At 65.2% G+C, this 16,814-nt stretch carries 14 protein-coding genes and 1 tRNA gene; 5 read left to right on the top strand and 10 right to left on the bottom strand.

Going from position 1 to position 16,814, the window contains the following annotated elements; all coding sequences use genetic code 11:
- Positions 1-14: 14 nt before the first annotated feature.
- Positions 15-1,451, bottom strand: coding sequence for a glycoside hydrolase family 125 protein (locus NEF64_RS12845; RefSeq protein ID WP_252573813.1), 1,437 nt, complete (start codon positions 1,449-1,451; stop codon positions 15-17).
- A gap of 434 nt (positions 1,452-1,885) precedes the next feature.
- On the opposite strand from NEF64_RS12845, the gene NEF64_RS12840 reads away from it, so the two are divergent.
- Entirely contained in the window at positions 1,886-3,094 is a 1,209-nt protein-coding gene (locus tag NEF64_RS12840) for an ROK family transcriptional regulator (RefSeq protein ID WP_056405606.1), read from the top strand.
- A gap of 62 nt (positions 3,095-3,156) precedes the next feature.
- On the opposite strand, the gene NEF64_RS12835 is transcribed toward NEF64_RS12840, so the two are convergent.
- Positions 3,157-4,149, bottom strand: coding sequence for a glycoside hydrolase family 5 protein (locus NEF64_RS12835; protein ID WP_056405607.1), 993 nt, complete (start codon positions 4,147-4,149; stop codon positions 3,157-3,159).
- A gap of 625 nt (positions 4,150-4,774) precedes the next feature.
- Between NEF64_RS12835 and NEF64_RS12830 the strand changes: the two genes are divergently transcribed.
- From NEF64_RS12830 to NEF64_RS12820, 3 genes are all read left to right on the top strand, one after another.
- The gene (locus NEF64_RS12830) at positions 4,775-5,845 is read left to right on the top strand and encodes an acyltransferase family protein (protein ID WP_056405608.1); all 1,071 of its coding nucleotides are present in this window, start codon (positions 4,775-4,777) and stop codon (positions 5,843-5,845) included.
- Between the two features lie 139 nt (positions 5,846-5,984).
- Positions 5,985-7,253: a hypothetical protein gene (locus tag NEF64_RS12825; RefSeq protein ID WP_056405609.1), complete on the top strand. Its 1,269-nt coding sequence runs from the start codon at positions 5,985-5,987 to the stop codon at positions 7,251-7,253.
- 101 nt (positions 7,254-7,354) lie between these two features.
- Positions 7,355-8,047 carry a hypothetical protein gene (locus tag NEF64_RS12820; protein WP_156360242.1) on the top strand — a complete coding sequence of 231 codons (693 nt, stop codon included), beginning with the start codon at positions 7,355-7,357 and terminating at the stop codon, positions 8,045-8,047.
- A 254-nt stretch (positions 8,048-8,301) separates the two neighbouring features.
- On the opposite strand, the gene NEF64_RS12815 is transcribed toward NEF64_RS12820, so the two are convergent.
- Both NEF64_RS12815 and NEF64_RS12810 read right to left on the bottom strand, forming a co-directional pair.
- Positions 8,302-8,736 (bottom strand): DUF7684 family protein, encoded by a 435-nt coding sequence (locus NEF64_RS12815; protein ID WP_031393313.1) that lies wholly within the window; start codon positions 8,734-8,736, stop codon positions 8,302-8,304.
- 184 nt (positions 8,737-8,920) lie between these two features.
- Positions 8,921-9,385 carry a DUF6265 family protein gene (locus NEF64_RS12810; RefSeq protein WP_031392833.1) on the bottom strand — a complete coding sequence of 155 codons (465 nt, stop codon included), beginning with the start codon at positions 9,383-9,385 and terminating at the stop codon, positions 8,921-8,923.
- A gap of 407 nt (positions 9,386-9,792) precedes the next feature.
- Between NEF64_RS12810 and NEF64_RS12805 the strand changes: the two genes are divergently transcribed.
- A complete protein-coding gene (locus tag NEF64_RS12805; protein ID WP_156360243.1) occupies positions 9,793-9,969 on the top strand; it encodes a hypothetical protein in 177 nt (58 codons plus the stop codon).
- Positions 9,970-10,726: 757 nt separating this feature from the next.
- Here NEF64_RS12805 and NEF64_RS12800 read toward each other — a convergent pair.
- The 6 genes from NEF64_RS12800 to NEF64_RS12775 form a co-directional block, all read right to left on the bottom strand.
- Positions 10,727-10,802: transfer RNA gene (locus tag NEF64_RS12800), tRNA-Lys, on the bottom strand.
- A 117-nt stretch (positions 10,803-10,919) separates the two neighbouring features.
- Positions 10,920-12,029 carry a rod shape-determining protein RodA gene (rodA, locus tag NEF64_RS12795; RefSeq protein WP_031392826.1) on the bottom strand — a complete coding sequence of 370 codons (1,110 nt, stop codon included), beginning with the start codon at positions 12,027-12,029 and terminating at the stop codon, positions 10,920-10,922.
- A complete protein-coding gene (mrdA, locus tag NEF64_RS12790; protein ID WP_107045554.1) occupies positions 12,026-14,098 on the bottom strand; it encodes a penicillin-binding protein 2 in 2,073 nt (690 codons plus the stop codon). The genes rodA and mrdA overlap by 4 nt, the downstream gene beginning before the upstream one ends.
- Positions 14,099-14,111: 13 nt before the next feature.
- A complete protein-coding gene (mreD, locus tag NEF64_RS12785; RefSeq protein WP_031440173.1) occupies positions 14,112-14,633 on the bottom strand; it encodes a rod shape-determining protein MreD in 522 nt (173 codons plus the stop codon).
- 46 nt (positions 14,634-14,679) lie between these two features.
- Complete coding sequence (locus NEF64_RS12780; RefSeq protein ID WP_056405613.1) at positions 14,680-15,567, bottom strand: rod shape-determining protein MreC; 888 nt, start codon at positions 15,565-15,567, stop codon at positions 14,680-14,682.
- A 101-nt stretch (positions 15,568-15,668) separates the two neighbouring features.
- Positions 15,669-16,712, bottom strand: a complete 1,044-nt coding sequence (locus NEF64_RS12775) for a rod shape-determining protein (protein WP_031439534.1) — start codon at positions 16,710-16,712, stop codon at positions 15,669-15,671.
- Between the last annotated feature and the right edge of the window lie 102 nt (positions 16,713-16,814).

Raw genomic sequence — 16,814 nt, 5'->3', positions numbered from 1 at the left:
GGCGGTCGGGGGAATCAGAAGGTCTCGCGCAGCAGGGCGGGGCGGCGCCGCTCGAGATCGAGGATCAGGTCGCCGAACAGCCCGTTCGCCCAGGCGAACCAGGGCCGCGAGAACCGTTTCGGGTCATCCTTGTCGAACGATTCGTGGATGAAGCCGGTGCCCGCGTCGGTGGTCTTGAGCCAGCGCAGGCATTGCCGGATTTCGGCATCGTCGTCGCTGGTCATCGCGCGGACGATGATCGACATCGGCCAGATCATGCCCAGCCCCTTGTGCGGGCCGCCGATTCCGTCCGCCGCGCTGCCGGTGAAGAAATACGGATTGCGCGCACTCCAGGCGGCCGCCCGGGTCCGACGGTACAGCGGATCGGTGCGCGACGCGGCGCCGAGCAGCGGCAGCGCCGACAGGCTCGGCACGTTCGCATCGTCCATGAAGATCGCATTACCGAACCCGTCCACCTCGAACGCCCAGACGTCCCCGCCCGTGCCCGTGCCGCCCGCGCGATCCGCCATCCGGCCATGCGTGCGCAGCGCCGCGTCGACCTCGTCGGCGAGCGCAATGCACTCCGCCGCCGCGGCGCTGTCGTGCCGCGCCTCGACATGAACCTTGGCGAGCATGTGCAGCGCCGACACCGCGAACAGGTTCGACGGGATCAGGAAGGGCAGCGTGCAGGCATCGTCCGAGGGGCGGAACATCGAATGGATCAGCCCGACCTTGCGTGTCGGCGCACCGACGCCCTTCAGCATCAGCGTTTCGGTCGCGTGGCGATTGACGCGCTCGAACCGGTACGGGCCGTCATCGGTCTTGCGCTGCTGCTCGCGCATCGTCGCCACCGCCCGCGCCATCGCCTTGGCCCAGAGCGCGTCGAACGGCGCGGTATCGCGCGTCTCGCTCCAGTAGCCATAGGCGAGCCGCATCGGATAGCAGAGCGAATCGAGCTCCCATTTGCGTTCGGCAACGCCCGCGCGCATCTCGGTCAGGTCGTCGATCGCGCCCAGGTTCGACTTAGACTGCGGATCCGCCATGAAGGCATTGGCGTAGGAATCGATCAGGATGCACCGCGCCTGGCGCTGGATGACGCCGTGGAACAGGCGGCGCAGCTCCGGGTCACGGCGGCACAGATGGACATAGGTCTGCATCTGCGCCGAGCTGTCGCGCAGCCACATCGCCTCGATGTCGCCGGTGATGACGAACCCGTCCGGCTTGCCGTCGACGATCCCCAACCGGACCGTCGTGTCGAGCGTGTTGGGATAACAGGTCTCGAACAGATGGCGCAGCGCAGGATCCGCGATCCTCGCCTTCACCCGCACGATCTCCTGCTCGACCGCCGGGCTGACGAAGCGACGCTGATCGCGCGGCGGCCGGGCGCCGCCACCGACAGGCGCCCCCGCCGCGACCCCGAACACGGGCGTCGCCGCTGCCGTGCACAGCGCCGCAGCGCCGGCCTTCAGCATGTCGCGGCGAAGTAGTGCAGAAGATGACACCCCGATCATGCGGCTGACATCTCCACACATGCAAGTCCTGGAAGAAGATTGCTCCGTACACGCTCCACCAATCGCCCGGTGTCCTTGCAGGCGATGCCTCGTGATGCTGCCAATGCGCCTCTCCAATACACGTCCGGGGCCGGCGTCCTCGTCGGGATTGCCGGAAAGATACTGTCGAACCATTGAACGGCGGCGCGACATGATGTGCTGGGGTGAAGGCTAGGGGCCGACGTACCGGGGCGCAAGCAGATTAAGAAATTTAATTTTCTTTCACGCGGTCGGTTTTCCATGCGGTTGCAGCGGGGTGGCGCGTGATAGGGCCCGGGCGGATCGATGAGCCCGGCCGGGCCCATCGACTTTTCTTTCGCCGGACGTGTAAGAATACGTCGGAGGGGCATATCACGATGGACAAACCGATACGGGAAGCGCGCGGTGCGCGCCTCGCAGTGTCGTTGTCGGGCACGAACCTGGCGCGTGCGAGCGACTATAATCAGCGCGTGGTTCTGCAGGCCATCCGGCTCAGCCCGGAGACCAGCCGTGTCGAGCTGAGCCGGACGACCGGGCTCACCGCGCCGACGATCGCCAACATCACGCGCCGCCTGATCGACGCGGGTCTGGTGAAGGAGGTCGGCCGCCTTCAGGGCCCACGCGGCCAGCCCGCGATCCAGCTGACGATCGAGCCGCTGGGATGCGTCGCGATCGGCCTCAACATCGATCGTGATCACCTGACGCTGGTCGTGCTCGATCTCGCGGGTCAGGTGCGCAGCCGGATCGCGCAGGATATCGCCTTTGCGATGCCCGAGGACGTCGTCGCGTTCGTCGCGCACAACCTCGAATCGCTGCTCGCGGAGGCCGGGATCGGACGCGACCGCGTGATCGGCGTCGGGGTCGCGGTGCCCAATGATCTGGGGGTCATCACGCTGCCCGGGCGGCCGTCGGATTATGATCGCTGGGCGGGCCTCTCGATCCCCGCGCTGCTCGCCCCGGTCATGCCCTGGCCGACCGTGATCGAGAACGACGCCGCCGCGGCGGCGATCGGCGAGGCGCAGGCGGGGGCGGGGTCACCGCTGGCGAGCTTCTTCTATATCCTGATCAATTCCGGGCTCGGCGGCGGGTTGATGATCGACCGCCATTTCGTCGAGGGCGCGAACAAGCGCAGCGCCGAACTGGGATTGCTGCCCGACGCGACCAACCCGGCGCCGGGCGCGGTCGTGCAGGACATCGTCTCGATCTCGGCGCTGCTGCAGATGCTGAAGGAGGCCGGCCTCGATGTCGAAAGCCAGAAGGACATCCGGCCCGCCGATCCGCAGACCGACCGCGTGCTCGAACGCTGGGTCGATCTCGCCGCCAAGGCGCTGATCGCACCGCTGATCAATATCACCTGTCTGATCGATCCCGACGCCATCGTCATCGGCGGCCGGCTCGACACCGCGCTGCTCGACCGCCTGATCGCCCGCCTCGCCGGCGCGTTGGCGGTCACCGTACAGCCCCCGATGACCACGATCATCCGCGGCGCCCTTGCCGCCGACGCACCGGTCATCGGCGCCGCGCTGCTACCCTTCCTCGACAAGCTGCTCCCCTCCGACGCCATCCTGATGCAGGTCGGCCGGTAGGGGCGTGAAGAGCCGGAATACGGCCCTTCACGCCGCGCCTGCGAGGGAGGGGCCCTCGCGGCTTACTGTCCCGCGATCATCTTCGTGTAGGCCGCCACCGGCACCGATTCCCGCGTGCCCTTGGTCGGTTCGATCTTGAAGAAATAGGATTCCGTCCACGCGCGACCGCCGCCCCAGGCCATCGCATCGAGCCAGACGTCACTGTCGGTCTTGATCGACTTGACGACGTTCGCCGCGATCGCGGTGCAGGATGCGGGCAGCCCCTTCGAGCTTCCCAGTGCATATTCGCCCAGGATCGCCCGATATCCCCGCTTCCGGGCAGCGGCGGCGAAGATCTTCAGTCCGCCGTCGCCCGCCGGTTCGCTGACGCACTCGGCATTGGTACCGCTGGAGCCGGTGTCGAAATAGCGATGCGGCGACAGGATGATGCGGTTCAGCGGATCGATGAGGCCGCCCGAGCGATCGATCGCGCACGCAGCGCTCTCGCAGTCCCGGCTGGCCGGTTCGTTCTTGTCGAACCGGAATGACGCGGACCATTGCGGCCACTCGACGAGGATGCGGTGCTTGAACCCCGCGTTGCGAATGCCTGCGACGATCTGGTTGGTATCGCGAACCCATTGCATCCAGTCGTTCGTCACCACGGGATCGGTGAAGAAGCGCGGCTCGTTCATCAGGTCGATCATGACCATTTCGGAATTGTCGAGCTTGCGCAGGATCGGCAGCCAGAATGCGATCTGCTCGGCCGGCGTCGGCCATTTATAGTCATGGCGGTCGAGGATCACGGGCACGTTGCGGGCGTTGGCCGCCTTGACCACGTCGATCACCCGCTGGAGGACGACGGGGTCATTCATCTGGCTGCCGTTGAACGGCAGGCGGATGCTGCGAAACCCGGCCTTGTCGACGTACCAGGCGACGTCGGCCACGGTCGGGCACAGCGCGCCGTTCGCGACGAACGAACATCCCGCGAGATTGACGCCGAACCGCGGCGCGGCCTCGGCGGCCGTGGCGAAGGACAGCAGGGCCGTGGCAGCGGCGATGACGCGAGGAAGAATCATCTTACTTCACCTACGAGGTTTGTATGGAATGCCGTGCTTTCGATGTGAAGCACAGTGCGATCCTTCAAATAGCCAATTTGTGTTAAATTTTTCTTCCGCAACAAGACGTTGGCGCCGAAAAATTATCGGGAGCGTCACAATTACTGACAGAGTTCGACAGATGCCATCGAGACGTGTGACACAGGTGGCGCGTGTTCGGCATGAACATGGTCGAGATCATCGGCAAAGTGAATCGTCCGGTAACCAAATGCTCTGATGCGACGACATGCCTGCCAGCCGCGGTCAGTGCCATTCCGGGTCGCGCGGACGCCGGGAATCCCGTGGAAGTCAGCGCCATTCTATGCCAGAAGCCCGCTCACGATACCGGATGGGGACCAGCGTGCGGTCAGATATGCCCTCTATCTATCTGATAATGCGGTTTTAAGCCCGTCGACATGACGCTGAACCGCCGACGTGGTTCGACGAGCACCCTATGACTCTGAGGTTGTACCCCCGTCAGATGCCGAAATCGACGCGTATAATAGTCGAATATCCTGTCCTGCAGCACCGGTTGCGTGCCGCAGGGCCCGTAAACCTGTTTAAACTGTAAGGCGGACAATCAGTGACCTCCGTACCAAAATCCGGGATGCACCTGTCCTCCTTGCAATATCTGCGCGGTATCGCTGCACTGGCCGTCGTCTATTTCCACGCGGTCGTACAAGTCGAGCAGGTGGCGCATATTCGCGAACTTCCCATGTCTGGATCGTTCGGCGTCGATATCTTCTTCGTCCTGAGCGGGTTCGTCATGTGGTGGACGACCAGGGATCGCAAGGTCGGCATCGGCGACTTCCTGGTCAAGCGCCTGATCCGGATCGCGCCGCTTTACTGGGTTCTGACGATATTTGCCGCGATGGTCGCGCTGTTCTTCGGCGATCTGTTGCGGTCGACCAAGTTCGACCTTCCGCATCTCGGCTTCTCGCTCCTGTTTCTCCCCTATTGGAACCCGGCCGTTGCCGCGACCAATGCGGAGGTCCTGACCCCGGTCATCGTTCCGGGCTGGACGCTCAATACCGAGATGATGTTCTACGCGGTCTTTGCCTGCGCGCTGGCCGTCAGGCAGACGCTCAGGCCCCTGTTCGTCGCCGTGCTGCTGGCGCTCGTGTACGTATCGGCCAAGACGTGGCTCTCCGGGACGACCGCGGCCTTCTACGGTACGGACCGCCTCGCCGAATTTCTCGCGGGGATTGTTCTGGCGTGTACGATCCGCCGTCTTCCGCGCCTGTCGCCCGGCATCTGGGCGGTGGCAGGGCTTGGCGCGTTCGCCATGCTGTTCTGGATGGATCTCGAAAGGCCTTCCGTCTCGCAATTCATTGTCCTCGGCATACCCGCGGTCATTCTGCTGTGCGCGGCGCTGCAGATCGAGATCTCGGGCCATTTGCCCGACCTGCCGAAACTGTCCCTGCTCGGCGACGCGTCCTACAGCATCTATCTCAGCCATATCTTCGTGATCGCGGGCACCCGCGTCGCGGCCCATGTCGTCGGTCTCGATCTGGGCATGGCGAACGGTGCCGTCTTCGTTATCCTCGCGCTCGTCGTCAGCAGCGTCGCCGGGATCGTCGTCCACCGGACCATCGAACTCCCGCTGCTCAAGGGCATGAACAGGCTGCTGCGCGGTGGCCGCAAGCCGCCCGCCGCCGCCGAACTCGGCACATCCTAGTTGGGATTTAGGGCTGGCCATCGACGGGCAGCCGTAGAATGTTCGTCCAACGGCGCGTCGGCCTCGATCATCCGCACCAACTGCAAACGGTGACATCATGAAGACTTCACAACCTATCACCGGGATCAGGGCGCGGCGCATGACGGCGACGCCAACCGGCGGCAAGGCGCTGATCAGCGATCACAGGTTCGGGATCCTCGCGGTCACGCTCGTCGTCTCCGCGAGCCTGTACAATGCGATACTCGCGATCATCAGCGCGCATGTGAAGGGCCTCACGTCCGCGGCGCCGATCGCGATGGAGGGGCTGCTGCTCGGCGGCGCGATGGGGCTGGCGCTGCTCAAGCGCCGCCCAGACGGCGAAGACGCTCCGGCGATCGGCTTGCTCTACCTGTTTGCGCTCCTTGCGGTGTTCACGTCGCTCGCGAGCGATGCGGTGTTCCCCGATGCCTTTCGCAACGTCGCGATCATCGCGTCCTTCTTCCTGCTCGGTCGTCGGTGCAGCTTTCCCCAGGTGCATCTCGCCTTTGCGCTGCTGACGATCATCACCCTGACGGTGCTGATCTTCGAGATCGCCTTCCCGACCGCCTATGTGTCGGTATTCCAGCCGGGCAATTACTATGCGGCAACGCGCGGCATGGAGGTGAGCGAGTTCAACGAGACCGGCCTGTTCAACAATGCGGCGGGGTTCGAATCGCGCTTTTCCTTCGGGGTGTTTTCGGGCGCGCGGACCTCGTCGGTGTTCCTCGAGCAGGTTTCCAATGCGAACTTCGCCGGTATCCTCTGCGTGTTCCTCGTCGCCACATGGGGACGGTTGAGCGTCGCCATCCGGACGACGATGGTGACGACGATCGTGCTGATCCTGCTGTCGAACAACACGCGGACGTCGTCGGCGCTGGCGGTGGTGACGATGATGGGATATTTCATCTTCCCGTATCTGTCGCGCGGACTCACGCTGCTGATCGCACCGGTTCTGGTCCTGCTGGCGTTTCTCGCCGTCGGCGACACTGTGACGCATAATGATGATCTGATCGGCCGGCTGGGCATCACCACCGAGGCGCTGCGCAAGCTCGACATTCCGACCATATTCGGTGCGAATGCGATGAAGGCGCGGCATCTGATGGACACCGGCTTCGGCTATGTCACCGCCTCCAGCTCGATCTTCGGACTGATCGCGATCTGGCTGTTCTTCTCGCTTGGCCAGCGCGCGACGGACACCGCCTCGAAGCGCTGCGCCTGGGCGACCGCGGTCTATCTCTTCGCCAACATGATGATCGGCGGCACCGCGATCTTCTCGATGAAGGTCGCCGCCCCCTTGTGGATGCTGGTCGGGTATATGGCCGCCACCGCGCCCAAGCCCCAGACGTCGCGACCGAATGGCCCCGCGCCTCGAGGATCGATCGCGGCCTGAAGCAGGACCCGGCCTGCATCCGGGGAGTATTGGCGTCGGTGTGCTATGTCGGGACCGATTGGCTGCATAAAACCTAATTCAATCTGATACGTAGCTTTTCCATGGCAAGCAGCGAATCTCCCTCAACGGCAACCCGGTCTGCGGAAACACTCCCCGACGATTCTCCCCTGCAACCGCCGGCCATCGAGCCGGCCGATCGGGAATATCTGGTCGCCGCGAGCACGATTCCGGGTTCGCACTACGGCGCAAGGATCGGGAGCAACGCGGCGCTCTGGGCGCTCGCGAACCAGCGTCAGGACATCGACAAGCGTTTGGCGGTCCTCACGGCCCGTAACCAACGAAGCATCCGTACGGCACGATACTCGGCGATCGCCGCAGTCGTTCTGGGGATCATGAGCACGGTTGGCGCAGCCTATTATGCCCGCCAGGCAGATCCCCGCCCGGCTCTGGTCAAGGCTCCCGTCGCCCAAACCCCAAAAGCCTCCATCGCACCGCCTGTCAGGCCGCAGCCAGCCGCTATCTCGACCGCAGTTCCAGCTGAAGGTGGCAACATTCCGGTGGCGCAGAAGGCCAATGCCGCACCGAGCCAGGCTGGAGCGTCAATGCCCAAAAAGGCACGGAGGCTGTCACCCGCGAAACGTAAAGTGCGGCGTGCTCGCGCGCGGTCGTCAAGGTGGATTGCACAGCCTCTGCACGGTGCCGCTCTTCGACGGGCGTTGATTGCCGATCGCAAGCGGACCCGGGAACTCAATCAAGCCCAGCTGAGAAAATTGACACGCCGACGTCGCGACTGATCGCGCGCTGTCGCCCTCCGTGGCGGCAGAGCCCCCCTCCGCCGCGGCCGATCACAGCCCACAGCAACTCGTGATCGGCAAGCAGCCTATGCCGCGACGGAGCTTACCGATGCACCGGCAGGCCGTAATATCGTCAGCCGAATCCAGAGATGGATCATGCCTGCCTGCTTGTCCGCTTACGCCCATTTGCGGCTGTTCACCGCGCCGTTGACGCGGCCCGGAAGCGGACGTCCGGTTAGGGCGCGATCTGCGGGTTAGCTTCCATCCGCCAGCCCTTGGCTTTCGTTGTAACATTGCAACGTGGCGACGCGCTGCTCTTCTGGCGCAACATGCACAATCACCGTTTCGTGAAGGACAACGTCAGGGTGTGATGCGCTATGACCTGCAAACCAAAGAGCCTCTGCAAGCGGTTCTTTGTCATGCCACGTGGTCATCACGAACTTGTCGTCCGGTATGTCGCCGAAGTTGAAGCCCTCCAACACGGTCCAGTCCACGGTATCGTGCCACGCCTCGCAATCTGTACCCCACGCGATGAAGTAAAGGCATCCGCTCTGCACAAGCCACGAGGCGATGTCGTTTCGCCAGCTCTGACTTGTATCCAGCTTTGCGATCATCACTGCTCGGTAAGGTCGAGCCACCATCGCAGGCGGCGCTTCGTCCGGACGTAGATGAACATAGTTGATTTGCATGGAGACAGCCTAGCGGCGGCCTAGCCGAGTGCAAGTAAACGGCAGCTTCGCCACGTTTCTGCCCGAAAGCGGTCGGTCTGTTCACCACCAACTCCGGCCATTCTGCCTCCGACCCGAATGCAGACATCGGTCAAATTGACATCGCGGACACCTTGCTACCAATCCCGCTCACCTATCGAACCACCTAGCGCGTCCGGACCAGTCTGAAGGGAACCTCGTTCGTCGTGCCCTTTTCGGTGATCCTTACCCACATGGTGAGCGCGCTTGGGCTCGTGCGTTCGATCGTCATGCCGTCGAAAAACCATCGATCCTTCTCTACCGCCACCAGCGGGAAGATTACGGGCTTGCCCGTCCCATCTTCCCAGCCCGTCATGTCCTGGCTGAAGTGACGAACCCGATAGGCCAGCGATCCCCGGAGCGGGACGTAGTCCACGAGTTCGGTAAACGAAACGCCGCCCTTGCCGTCGGCCATCGCGAAATGGCCCGTGATCCGGCCTCCCAGCGGTGCGGAGTAGGTTTCCGTCACGTCGGAGCCCATTCCCGTGCCGACCCAGCTGCCAGCCAGCCAGGCCAGTTGATCGATTGACGCGGGTGGCGACGTGCCGGTCCCCAGTGAGCGCGTGTGCTGCGCGGTCGCTGGAACGGCCATCGCAAGACCAATAGCGGCCAAGGTCCGTATCACGGCACGTCTCCCTGTGATCAGGCGCAGCCTAGCGCCTCGGCCGACGGAATCCACCGTGTCTTTCGTGCCTGGACCGTGGCCGCGTCGACCAGCACGATCGCGCGAAAATTTGTCCCCGGCTCTATCTCGGCGCGCTTGGCCTGCCCGAACAGGGGGCCGTTGCGACCTTTCGGCCTTGCCCGGCTCGTCACGTCCTCGGCCCTGGGTATCACGGCACCAAGGGCACTATGGTACTTTGGTTGCTCGCAAAATTTACCGGAATTTTGGGTCGGAACCAATGCGCCGCTCAATTCTTGGACTCTCACGAACTCAGTTACGTCGCAATTAACGCGATTGTGAAAAGAGTTAAACAATAGGGTTAATAGGAGTTCACGATGCGCGACAAGGCCTCGACACCACATGGTGCTGGATCAGCAAACCAGGATCGTGGTTACTGCCAGCGGATGCCGAGCAGTATGAAGGCGGGCAACCGAGATCTCGGCATGTTCAATCGCAGCAGCGTGAAAGGCGAGAAATACCAGGGCCATGGTACGACGCCGGCCTATATCTAACTCAAAGCCGAGCTCGGCTGTCACTGGCAACAGACGTCAGGGGCATATCTGAGAGGTCGGCAAGGTCAGCGATGGTGAGCCGTAGAAGCGGTTCAGCCATCGCGGTTGCCGAATAGCAACGTATGCTTGCGACCATCCGCAAGGCGTGGCCGATGCGCGATGCGGAAGAGCTATCGCTCCGCATCATCTGTCCCGTCATGGTCGGGACATCACCGAAGTCGATCCGTGCCGAGGTGCTGTGGCCTTCGACCAGCCTCGTTCGTACAAACGGCGCCACGATCCACGGCGTTAACCATTTCTTAACCACAAAGCCTCACCCGGCAGATGAGGCCTCGCCTCCCCGCAAGGGTTCCCTGCTCGTCACGATGCCGCCCCAGCTGGGACGGGCAGGGACTGCGGCCCAATGAGCGAGTCCGAGCGACCGCTGCCGGCGCGCCTGGGACGTATTAGGCTCGGAGGATGCCACAGGCGCCGGGTACCGCGCGATCGCGCGGGCAGGGGCCCAGCTAGGCGAGCAGATCGCCCTGATACAGTCGAAGACGGGCAACCCGGTCGTACGACCGATCTCCGGTCACGCAATGCTCAACGTCATGCGAACCTGCAGCGAGCCAATCGCGAACAAGGCGCGAAAGATCGCGGTCGCGCGGCGAGCGTATATCATCCAGTTGGGAGAGAAACTGTCGGAAGACAGATCAGACCATATCGAACAGACATGACTCCGCCGCAGTGGAAAACATTTGTTTTCTGCGGTGGAGAATGGTGGACGCACTTGGGCTCGAACCAAGGACCCGCTGATTAAGAGTCAGCTGCTCTACCAACTGAGCTATGCGTCCATTCCGGGGCGGTTTTGAGTGGCGCCCTGGTGTGGCGCCCCGCTGCTGGAGGCGCGCTGTTAGCAGACTCATCGGGGGCCGCAACCCCCTTTCGTCCAAATTGCTGTCTTTTTCTGCTTACCAGCGTGTCGTCTTGCGATTTTCCCGGTCGATCGACATCAATATCCCCAGGCACAGCAGCACCGTCATCTGCGACGACCCGCCATAGCTGAACAGCGGCAGCGGGATGCCCACCACGGGGGCGAGGCCCATCACCATCATCAGGTTGATCGCGACATAGAAGAAGATCGTCGTGGCGAGCCCCGCAGCGGCCAGCCGCGCGAACCGCGACTGCGCGCGCTGGCCGACCTCGATCCCCCAGCGGATCACCAGTAGGAAGGCGAGGATCAGCAGGCAGCCGCCGACCAGCCCCCATTCCTCCGCCATCGTCGCGAAGACGAAGTCGGTATGCCCTTCGGGGAGGTAGTCGAGATGGCTCTGCGTGCCGTTGAGGAACCCCTTGCCCCACAGCCCGCCCGATCCGATCGCGATCTTCGACTGGCTGATATGATAGCCGGTGCCCAGCGGATCGCTTTCGGGATCGAGGAAGATCAGGATGCGGTTGCGCTGATAGTCGTGCAGCGCGAAGTTGATCGCGAGCGGGATCGCGACCGACGCGGCGACCGCGCCGCCGACGAACAGCCTCAGCGGAATGCCCGCTAGGAACATCACCGTCGCGCCACCCGCGCAGATCATCAGCGCGGTGCCCAGATCGGGCTGTTTCATCACGATCGCCGCGGGGATGCCGATCAGCACCGCGGCGGGCCAGACGGCCGCGAACCGCCGCGTCTCGTTGGGCGGCAGCATGTCGTAGAAGCGCGCACAGGCGAGCACGATCGCCGGCTTCATCAGTTCGGACGGCTGCAGCCGGATGAAGCCGAGGTCGAGCCAGCGCTGGCTGCCCCCGCGCACCGCGCCGAGCAGCTCGACGAGCACGAGCGCGAGGACGAGCGCACCATAGGTCGGCCACGCCGCCGCCTTCCAGACGCGCTCGGGGATGCGTGAGAGCACGACCGAGCCTGCCAGCAGGATGAAGAAGCGGATGCCCTGCGGCAGCGTCCAGGGGCGCAGCGAGCCGCCCGCCGCCGAATAGAGCACGACCAGCCCGAAGGTCCCGATCGCCGTGACCAGCAGCAACGTCCGCCAGGGCAGGGTGGCAAGCTGTTCGGGGATGATCCGCGATGTCATTGGCCGCGCTCCGTGGTTCCGTCTTCCGCGACCCCGCCGCCCGCGGTCGCCAGATCCGCCTGCGTCCGGTTGGCGACGTCGGTGGCGTTCTCGACTGCCGGGGCGTCGCTCGGCACGGTCGCGTCGGTCTTGGTCGCGATCGCGGCGGGCGGGGCGCTCTGCGCCGCGCGATAGGTCGCCGCGGTCGCCGCCATCCGCGTCCTGATGTCGCCGCCCCAGGTCGGTTCGACCTCGGCGAGCGTCTTCAGCGCGCGCTCGCGGTCGAGCATGTAGGTCATGATGTCGCGCCCGATCATCGGCGTGTCGAGGTTGCGCACCGTGTGCCCGTTATGCTCGAGTACCACGGCGAGCGCGTAGCGCGGGTTGTCCGCGGGCGCGAAGCCGATGAACAGCGCATGGTCGCGCAGCTTGAACGGCAGCTGGCCGTTCTTGAGCACGCCCGACCGCCGCTCCGCCATGGTGATGCGGCGGACCTGCGCGGTGCCGGTCTTGCCCGCGATCGCGACGCCCGGGATCAGCAGCTTGGCCGCGCCGCCGGTGCCGCCCTGGTTGATCACGCCGAACATCGCCTCGCGCACCCGCGCGAGATTTTCGGAATCGATCGCCAGCGCGGGCGCGTCGCGGTGGACCTGGCTCGCGAGAATGCTTGGCTGCAGGTCGCGGCCCGATGCGATCCGCGCCGCCATCACCGCCAGCTGCAACGGGTTGGCGAGCACATAGCCCTGGCCGATCGACGCGTTGAGCGAATCCGCGACCGTCCAGGGCCGCTTGTACTTGTGAAGCTTCCAGTCGGGGTCGGGCATCGTCCCGAACCGCTGCGTCGAAAAGGGCAGGTCGAACTTCTGCCCCATGCCCAGCGTCCGCGCGATCGGCGCGATCGCGGCATAGCCGACCCGCCGCGCCATCTCGTAGAAATAGATGTCGCAGCTCTGCATGATCGCGTTCTTGAGGTCGAGCGGCCCGTGCCCGCCGCGCTTGTGGCAATGGAACACGCTCGTCCCCAGCCGCATCGCGCCCGAACAATTGACCCGCGCGTCGGCCGGGACGCCGGCATGGAGCAGCGCGAGCCCGTTCATCGGCTTGACCGTCGAGCCCGGCGGATACAGCCCCTGCGTGACCTTGTTCATCAGCGGCACGTGATCGTCGTCGCTCAGCATCTGCCATTCGAGATGGCTGATCCCGTCCGAAAAGCTGTTCGGGTCATAGGCGGGCATCGACACCATCGCGAGCATCTCGCCGGTGCGACAGTCGATGACAACCACCGAGCCCGAATTGGTGCCCAGCCGGCGCGCGGCATATTCCTGCAGCCCCGCGTCGATCGTCAGCCGCGCGGTCTTGCCCGGCACGTCGGGTTTGGTCGCGAGCTCGGCGACCAGCTTGCCGCGCGCGGTGACCTCGACCCGCTTCGCGCCCGCCTCGCCGCGCAGCGCGGGTTCGAGCATCTTCTCGAGCCCGTCCTTGCCGAGCTTGAAGCCGGGGGTAACGAGCAGCGGGTCGCGCGTCTTCTTGTATTGTTCGGCATTGGGCACGCCGACATAGCCGGTCAGATGCGCGACCGCGGCGCCTGCGGGATAGTTGCGCGCAAAGCCGCGCGTCGGCGCGACGCCGGGCAGCTCGGGCAGGCGCACGCTGACCGCGGCGAACCGCTCCCAGTCGAGATTCTCCGCGACCTGGACCGGCTGGAACCCGGCGGCATGGTCGAGGTCGATCGCGATCCGTTCGATCTCCTCGGGCGGCAGCTGGAGGATGCGGCCGAGCAGCGGCAGCACGCGTTCCTTGTCGCGCAGCCGGTCGGGGATGATGTCGACGCGGAAATCGGTGCGGTTGTTCGCGATCGGCACGCCGTGGCGGTCGACGATCCAGCCGCGCCGCGGCGGCAACAGCGTCATGTTCACGCGGTTGCTCTCGGACAGCATCGTGTAGCGTTCGTTCTGCGCGATCGACAGCCATGCCATCCGCCCGGCCAGCATCAGCCCGACGCCACCTTGCACCGCGCCCAGCATCCAGGCACGGCGCGAGAAACTATAGGCTTGCGACATCTCGGTCACGACACGCGGCGGCCGTCTCATTCGGAAACCCGCCTCATTCCTGAACCCTGCGTCGTTCGATCGTCGCGACGATCCGCGCCGCCAGCGGGAAGAGCATCATGGTGATCACGATCTGCGCCAATAGCACGGTGTCGACATGCGTGCCGACCCGTACGCCCAGAAATCGCCCGCCGATCACGCAGCACGCGATTCCGCCGCTCGCGATCAGCCAGTCCTGCCAGAAATCGCGGTACACCAGCCGCTGCTCGATCATGTCGATCGCCACGAACGCGAGCGACCAGAGCAGCACCGCGCTGCCCAGCGGCTGCCCGCTGAGCAGGTCGTCGAACAGCCCGAGCGGTGCCGCCGCCCAGGGGCGCAGCGCGTAACGCGCGAGCAGCCGCCATGCGAGCAGCATGACGAAGCCGAACGGCGGCAGGATCGGGATCGTCGCGATCAGCGGCACGATCGTCATCAGCGATCCCGCCATGACGGTCAGCCACGGGATCGCCCGCGCCCGGCCGCCTGCGACCTTCGGTTCGAATGGCTTGTAGTCGACGCTGTTGCGGGTGGTCACGGCTGGTCGATCATTTGGGGGAAGACGGGATAGGGTGGTTTGGCAGTCACTTGGCGCTATTGTCGGAGGGCGCAAGGGGGCGCGGCGGCGGCACCGGCATGAAGCCTGGCTCGACCACCGCGAAATCGAAGGTGTCGGGATTGGCGAAGGTCCGCGCCATCACCGAATCCGCCCCCGCGGTCATCACCCGCGCGACCGGGATGCCGGGCGAATACAGACCGCCGACGCCCGACGTGACGAACAGGTCGCCCGCATTGAACTTGACGTTGGTCGCGTTGACCGACCGGACGTCGAGCATGCCGTCGCCGCGCCCGACCGCGATCGCGGGCAGCCCGTCGCGCGTCCGGCGGATCGGCACGATGCTGTCGCCGTCGGTCAGCAGCATCACGCGCGCCGCATTCGGGCCGGTCTCGACGACGCGCCCGACCAGCCCGTCGGGGCCGCGCACCGCCATGCCCGGCCGCACCCCGCTCCAGCGGCCCGCATTGAGCAGCGCGAAGCGGCGCCCGCTCGACGCGCTCGAACTGACCAGTCGCGCGGTGACGACGGGTTCGGCGATCCGGTCACGGACCTTCAGCAGCGATCGCAGCCGGCGATTGTCATAGGCGATCGTCCGCGCACGCATCAGCAAAGCGCGCGTCTGCTCACGCTCGCGGCGCAACGCGACATTTTCCTGGCGGACGAAGAAATAGGTCCCGATCGCCTCGGGCACCGCGGCGACCCCGCCCACGACCCAGGCGAGACCCGACGAGACCGGCGCGGTGAGGCCCGCCACGCCCATCCGCGCGCCGGCAAAGGCGGGCGGGTTGAAGGTCGAGACGACGAGCAACGCTGCGCCCACCACCGCACCGGCGATGGCGAGCACATAGCCTACGAACACCCCATATTGACGCCGTCGGGAAAACCCCGTCCGGCGGTCGCGGGCTGGCGCCATGCGCCTGTCCCCTCGTTCTCGGGCATCGCCGGGTCCGGGGCCCTATCCCCGCGACTCGGTCGATGCGATTTCCACTGACCCGATTCCCACCTACACGCTTCTCAGCCGCTCATCAGCACGCCGCGGAACAGCGGGTCCTCCAGCGCGCGACCGGTGCCCAGCGCGACGCAGGTCAGCGGGTCCTCGGCGACCGTCACCGGCAGGCCGGTCTCGTCGCGCAGCACCTCGTCCAGCCCCTGCAGCAGCGCGCCGCCGCCGGTCAGGACGATGCCCTGGTCGACGATGTCCGCGGCCAGCTCGGGTGCCGTGTTCTCCAGCGCGACGCGGACGCCCTCGACGATCGTCGCGACGGGCTCGCTCAGCGCCTCGGCGATCTGGCCCTGGTTGATTTGGATTTCCTTGGGCACGCCGTTGACCAGGTCGCGGCCCTTGATGTGGATGATCGTGCCGATGCCGTCGACCGGCGGCTTGGCGATGCCGACCTCCTGCTTGATCCGCTCGGCGGTCGCTTCGCCGATCAGCAGATTGTGGTTGCGGCGGACATAGCTGACGATCGCCTCGTCCATCTTGTCGCCGCCGACGCGGACAGACGTCGTATAGGCCAGACCGCGCAGGGACAGCACCGCGACCTCGGTCGTGCCGCCGCCGATGTCGACGACCATGCTGCCGATCGGCTCGGTCACGGGCATGTCGGCGCCGATCGCGGCCGCCATCGGCTCCTCGATCAGCCAGACCGTGCTCGCGCCCGCGTTCGACGCGGCGTCGCGGATCGCGCGGCGCTCGACCTTGGTCGACCCCGACGGCACGCAGATCACGATTTCGGGCCAACGGGCGAAGCGGCGCGGGCCGTGCACCTTCTGGATGAAATATTTGATCATCTGCTCGGCGACGTCGATGTCCGCGATCACGCCGTCGCGCAGCGGGCGGATCGCCTCGATATTGCCCGGGGTCTTGCCCATCATCAGCTTCGCGTCGTCACCGACCGCCTTGACGCGCTTGATGCCGTTGATTGTCTCGACCGCGACCACCGACGGCTCGTTCAGGACGATGCCGCGGCCACGGACATAGACAACCGTGTTCGCGGTGCCGAGGTCGATCGCCATGTCGTGCGACATGAACTTGAAGAAACGCGAGTAGAAGGCCATTCAATCAGGGTCCCGTAATCCTGGCCGCCGGACGGGCGGCATTTCGCACATCATCTCGCGGGCCCCGCCGGTGTTTTCGAGCACCGGGTGCCTAATAAGCGG

Source organism: Sphingomonas aerolata (assembly GCF_023935825.1).
Classification (GTDB): domain Bacteria; phylum Pseudomonadota; class Alphaproteobacteria; order Sphingomonadales; family Sphingomonadaceae; genus Sphingomonas; species Sphingomonas aerolata.
Note: the sequence above shows the minus strand (reverse complement) of the source record. Positions and strands in the feature narration are given on the sequence as shown.

Coding starts and splice junctions, on each gene's coding strand:
- NEF64_RS12775 (WP_031439534.1), bottom strand. CDS start 16,712: ATGGCCTTCTACTCGCGTTTCTTCAAGTTCATGTCGCACGACATGGCG.
- NEF64_RS12810 (WP_031392833.1), bottom strand. CDS start 9,385: ATGGCCGTTCCAGCGACCGCGCAGCACACGCGCTCACTGGGGACCGGC.
- rodA (WP_031392826.1), bottom strand. CDS start 12,029: ATGACATCGCGGATCATCCCCGAACAGCTTGCCACCCTGCCCTGGCGG.
- NEF64_RS12805 (WP_156360243.1), top strand. CDS start 9,793: ATGCGCGACAAGGCCTCGACACCACATGGTGCTGGATCAGCAAACCAG.
- NEF64_RS12840 (WP_056405606.1), top strand. CDS start 1,886: ATGGACAAACCGATACGGGAAGCGCGCGGTGCGCGCCTCGCAGTGTCG.
- NEF64_RS12830 (WP_056405608.1), top strand. CDS start 4,775: ATGCACCTGTCCTCCTTGCAATATCTGCGCGGTATCGCTGCACTGGCC.
- NEF64_RS12815 (WP_031393313.1), bottom strand. CDS start 8,736: ATGCAAATCAACTATGTTCATCTACGTCCGGACGAAGCGCCGCCTGCG.
- NEF64_RS12845 (WP_252573813.1), bottom strand. CDS start 1,451: ATGCTGAAGGCCGGCGCTGCGGCGCTGTGCACGGCAGCGGCGACGCCC.
- NEF64_RS12780 (WP_056405613.1), bottom strand. CDS start 15,567: ATGGCGCCAGCCCGCGACCGCCGGACGGGGTTTTCCCGACGGCGTCAA.
- NEF64_RS12835 (WP_056405607.1), bottom strand. CDS start 4,149: ATGATTCTTCCTCGCGTCATCGCCGCTGCCACGGCCCTGCTGTCCTTC.
- NEF64_RS12820 (WP_156360242.1), top strand. CDS start 7,355: ATGGCAAGCAGCGAATCTCCCTCAACGGCAACCCGGTCTGCGGAAACA.
- mrdA (WP_107045554.1), bottom strand. CDS start 14,098: ATGAGACGGCCGCCGCGTGTCGTGACCGAGATGTCGCAAGCCTATAGT.
- NEF64_RS12825 (WP_056405609.1), top strand. CDS start 5,985: ATGACGGCGACGCCAACCGGCGGCAAGGCGCTGATCAGCGATCACAGG.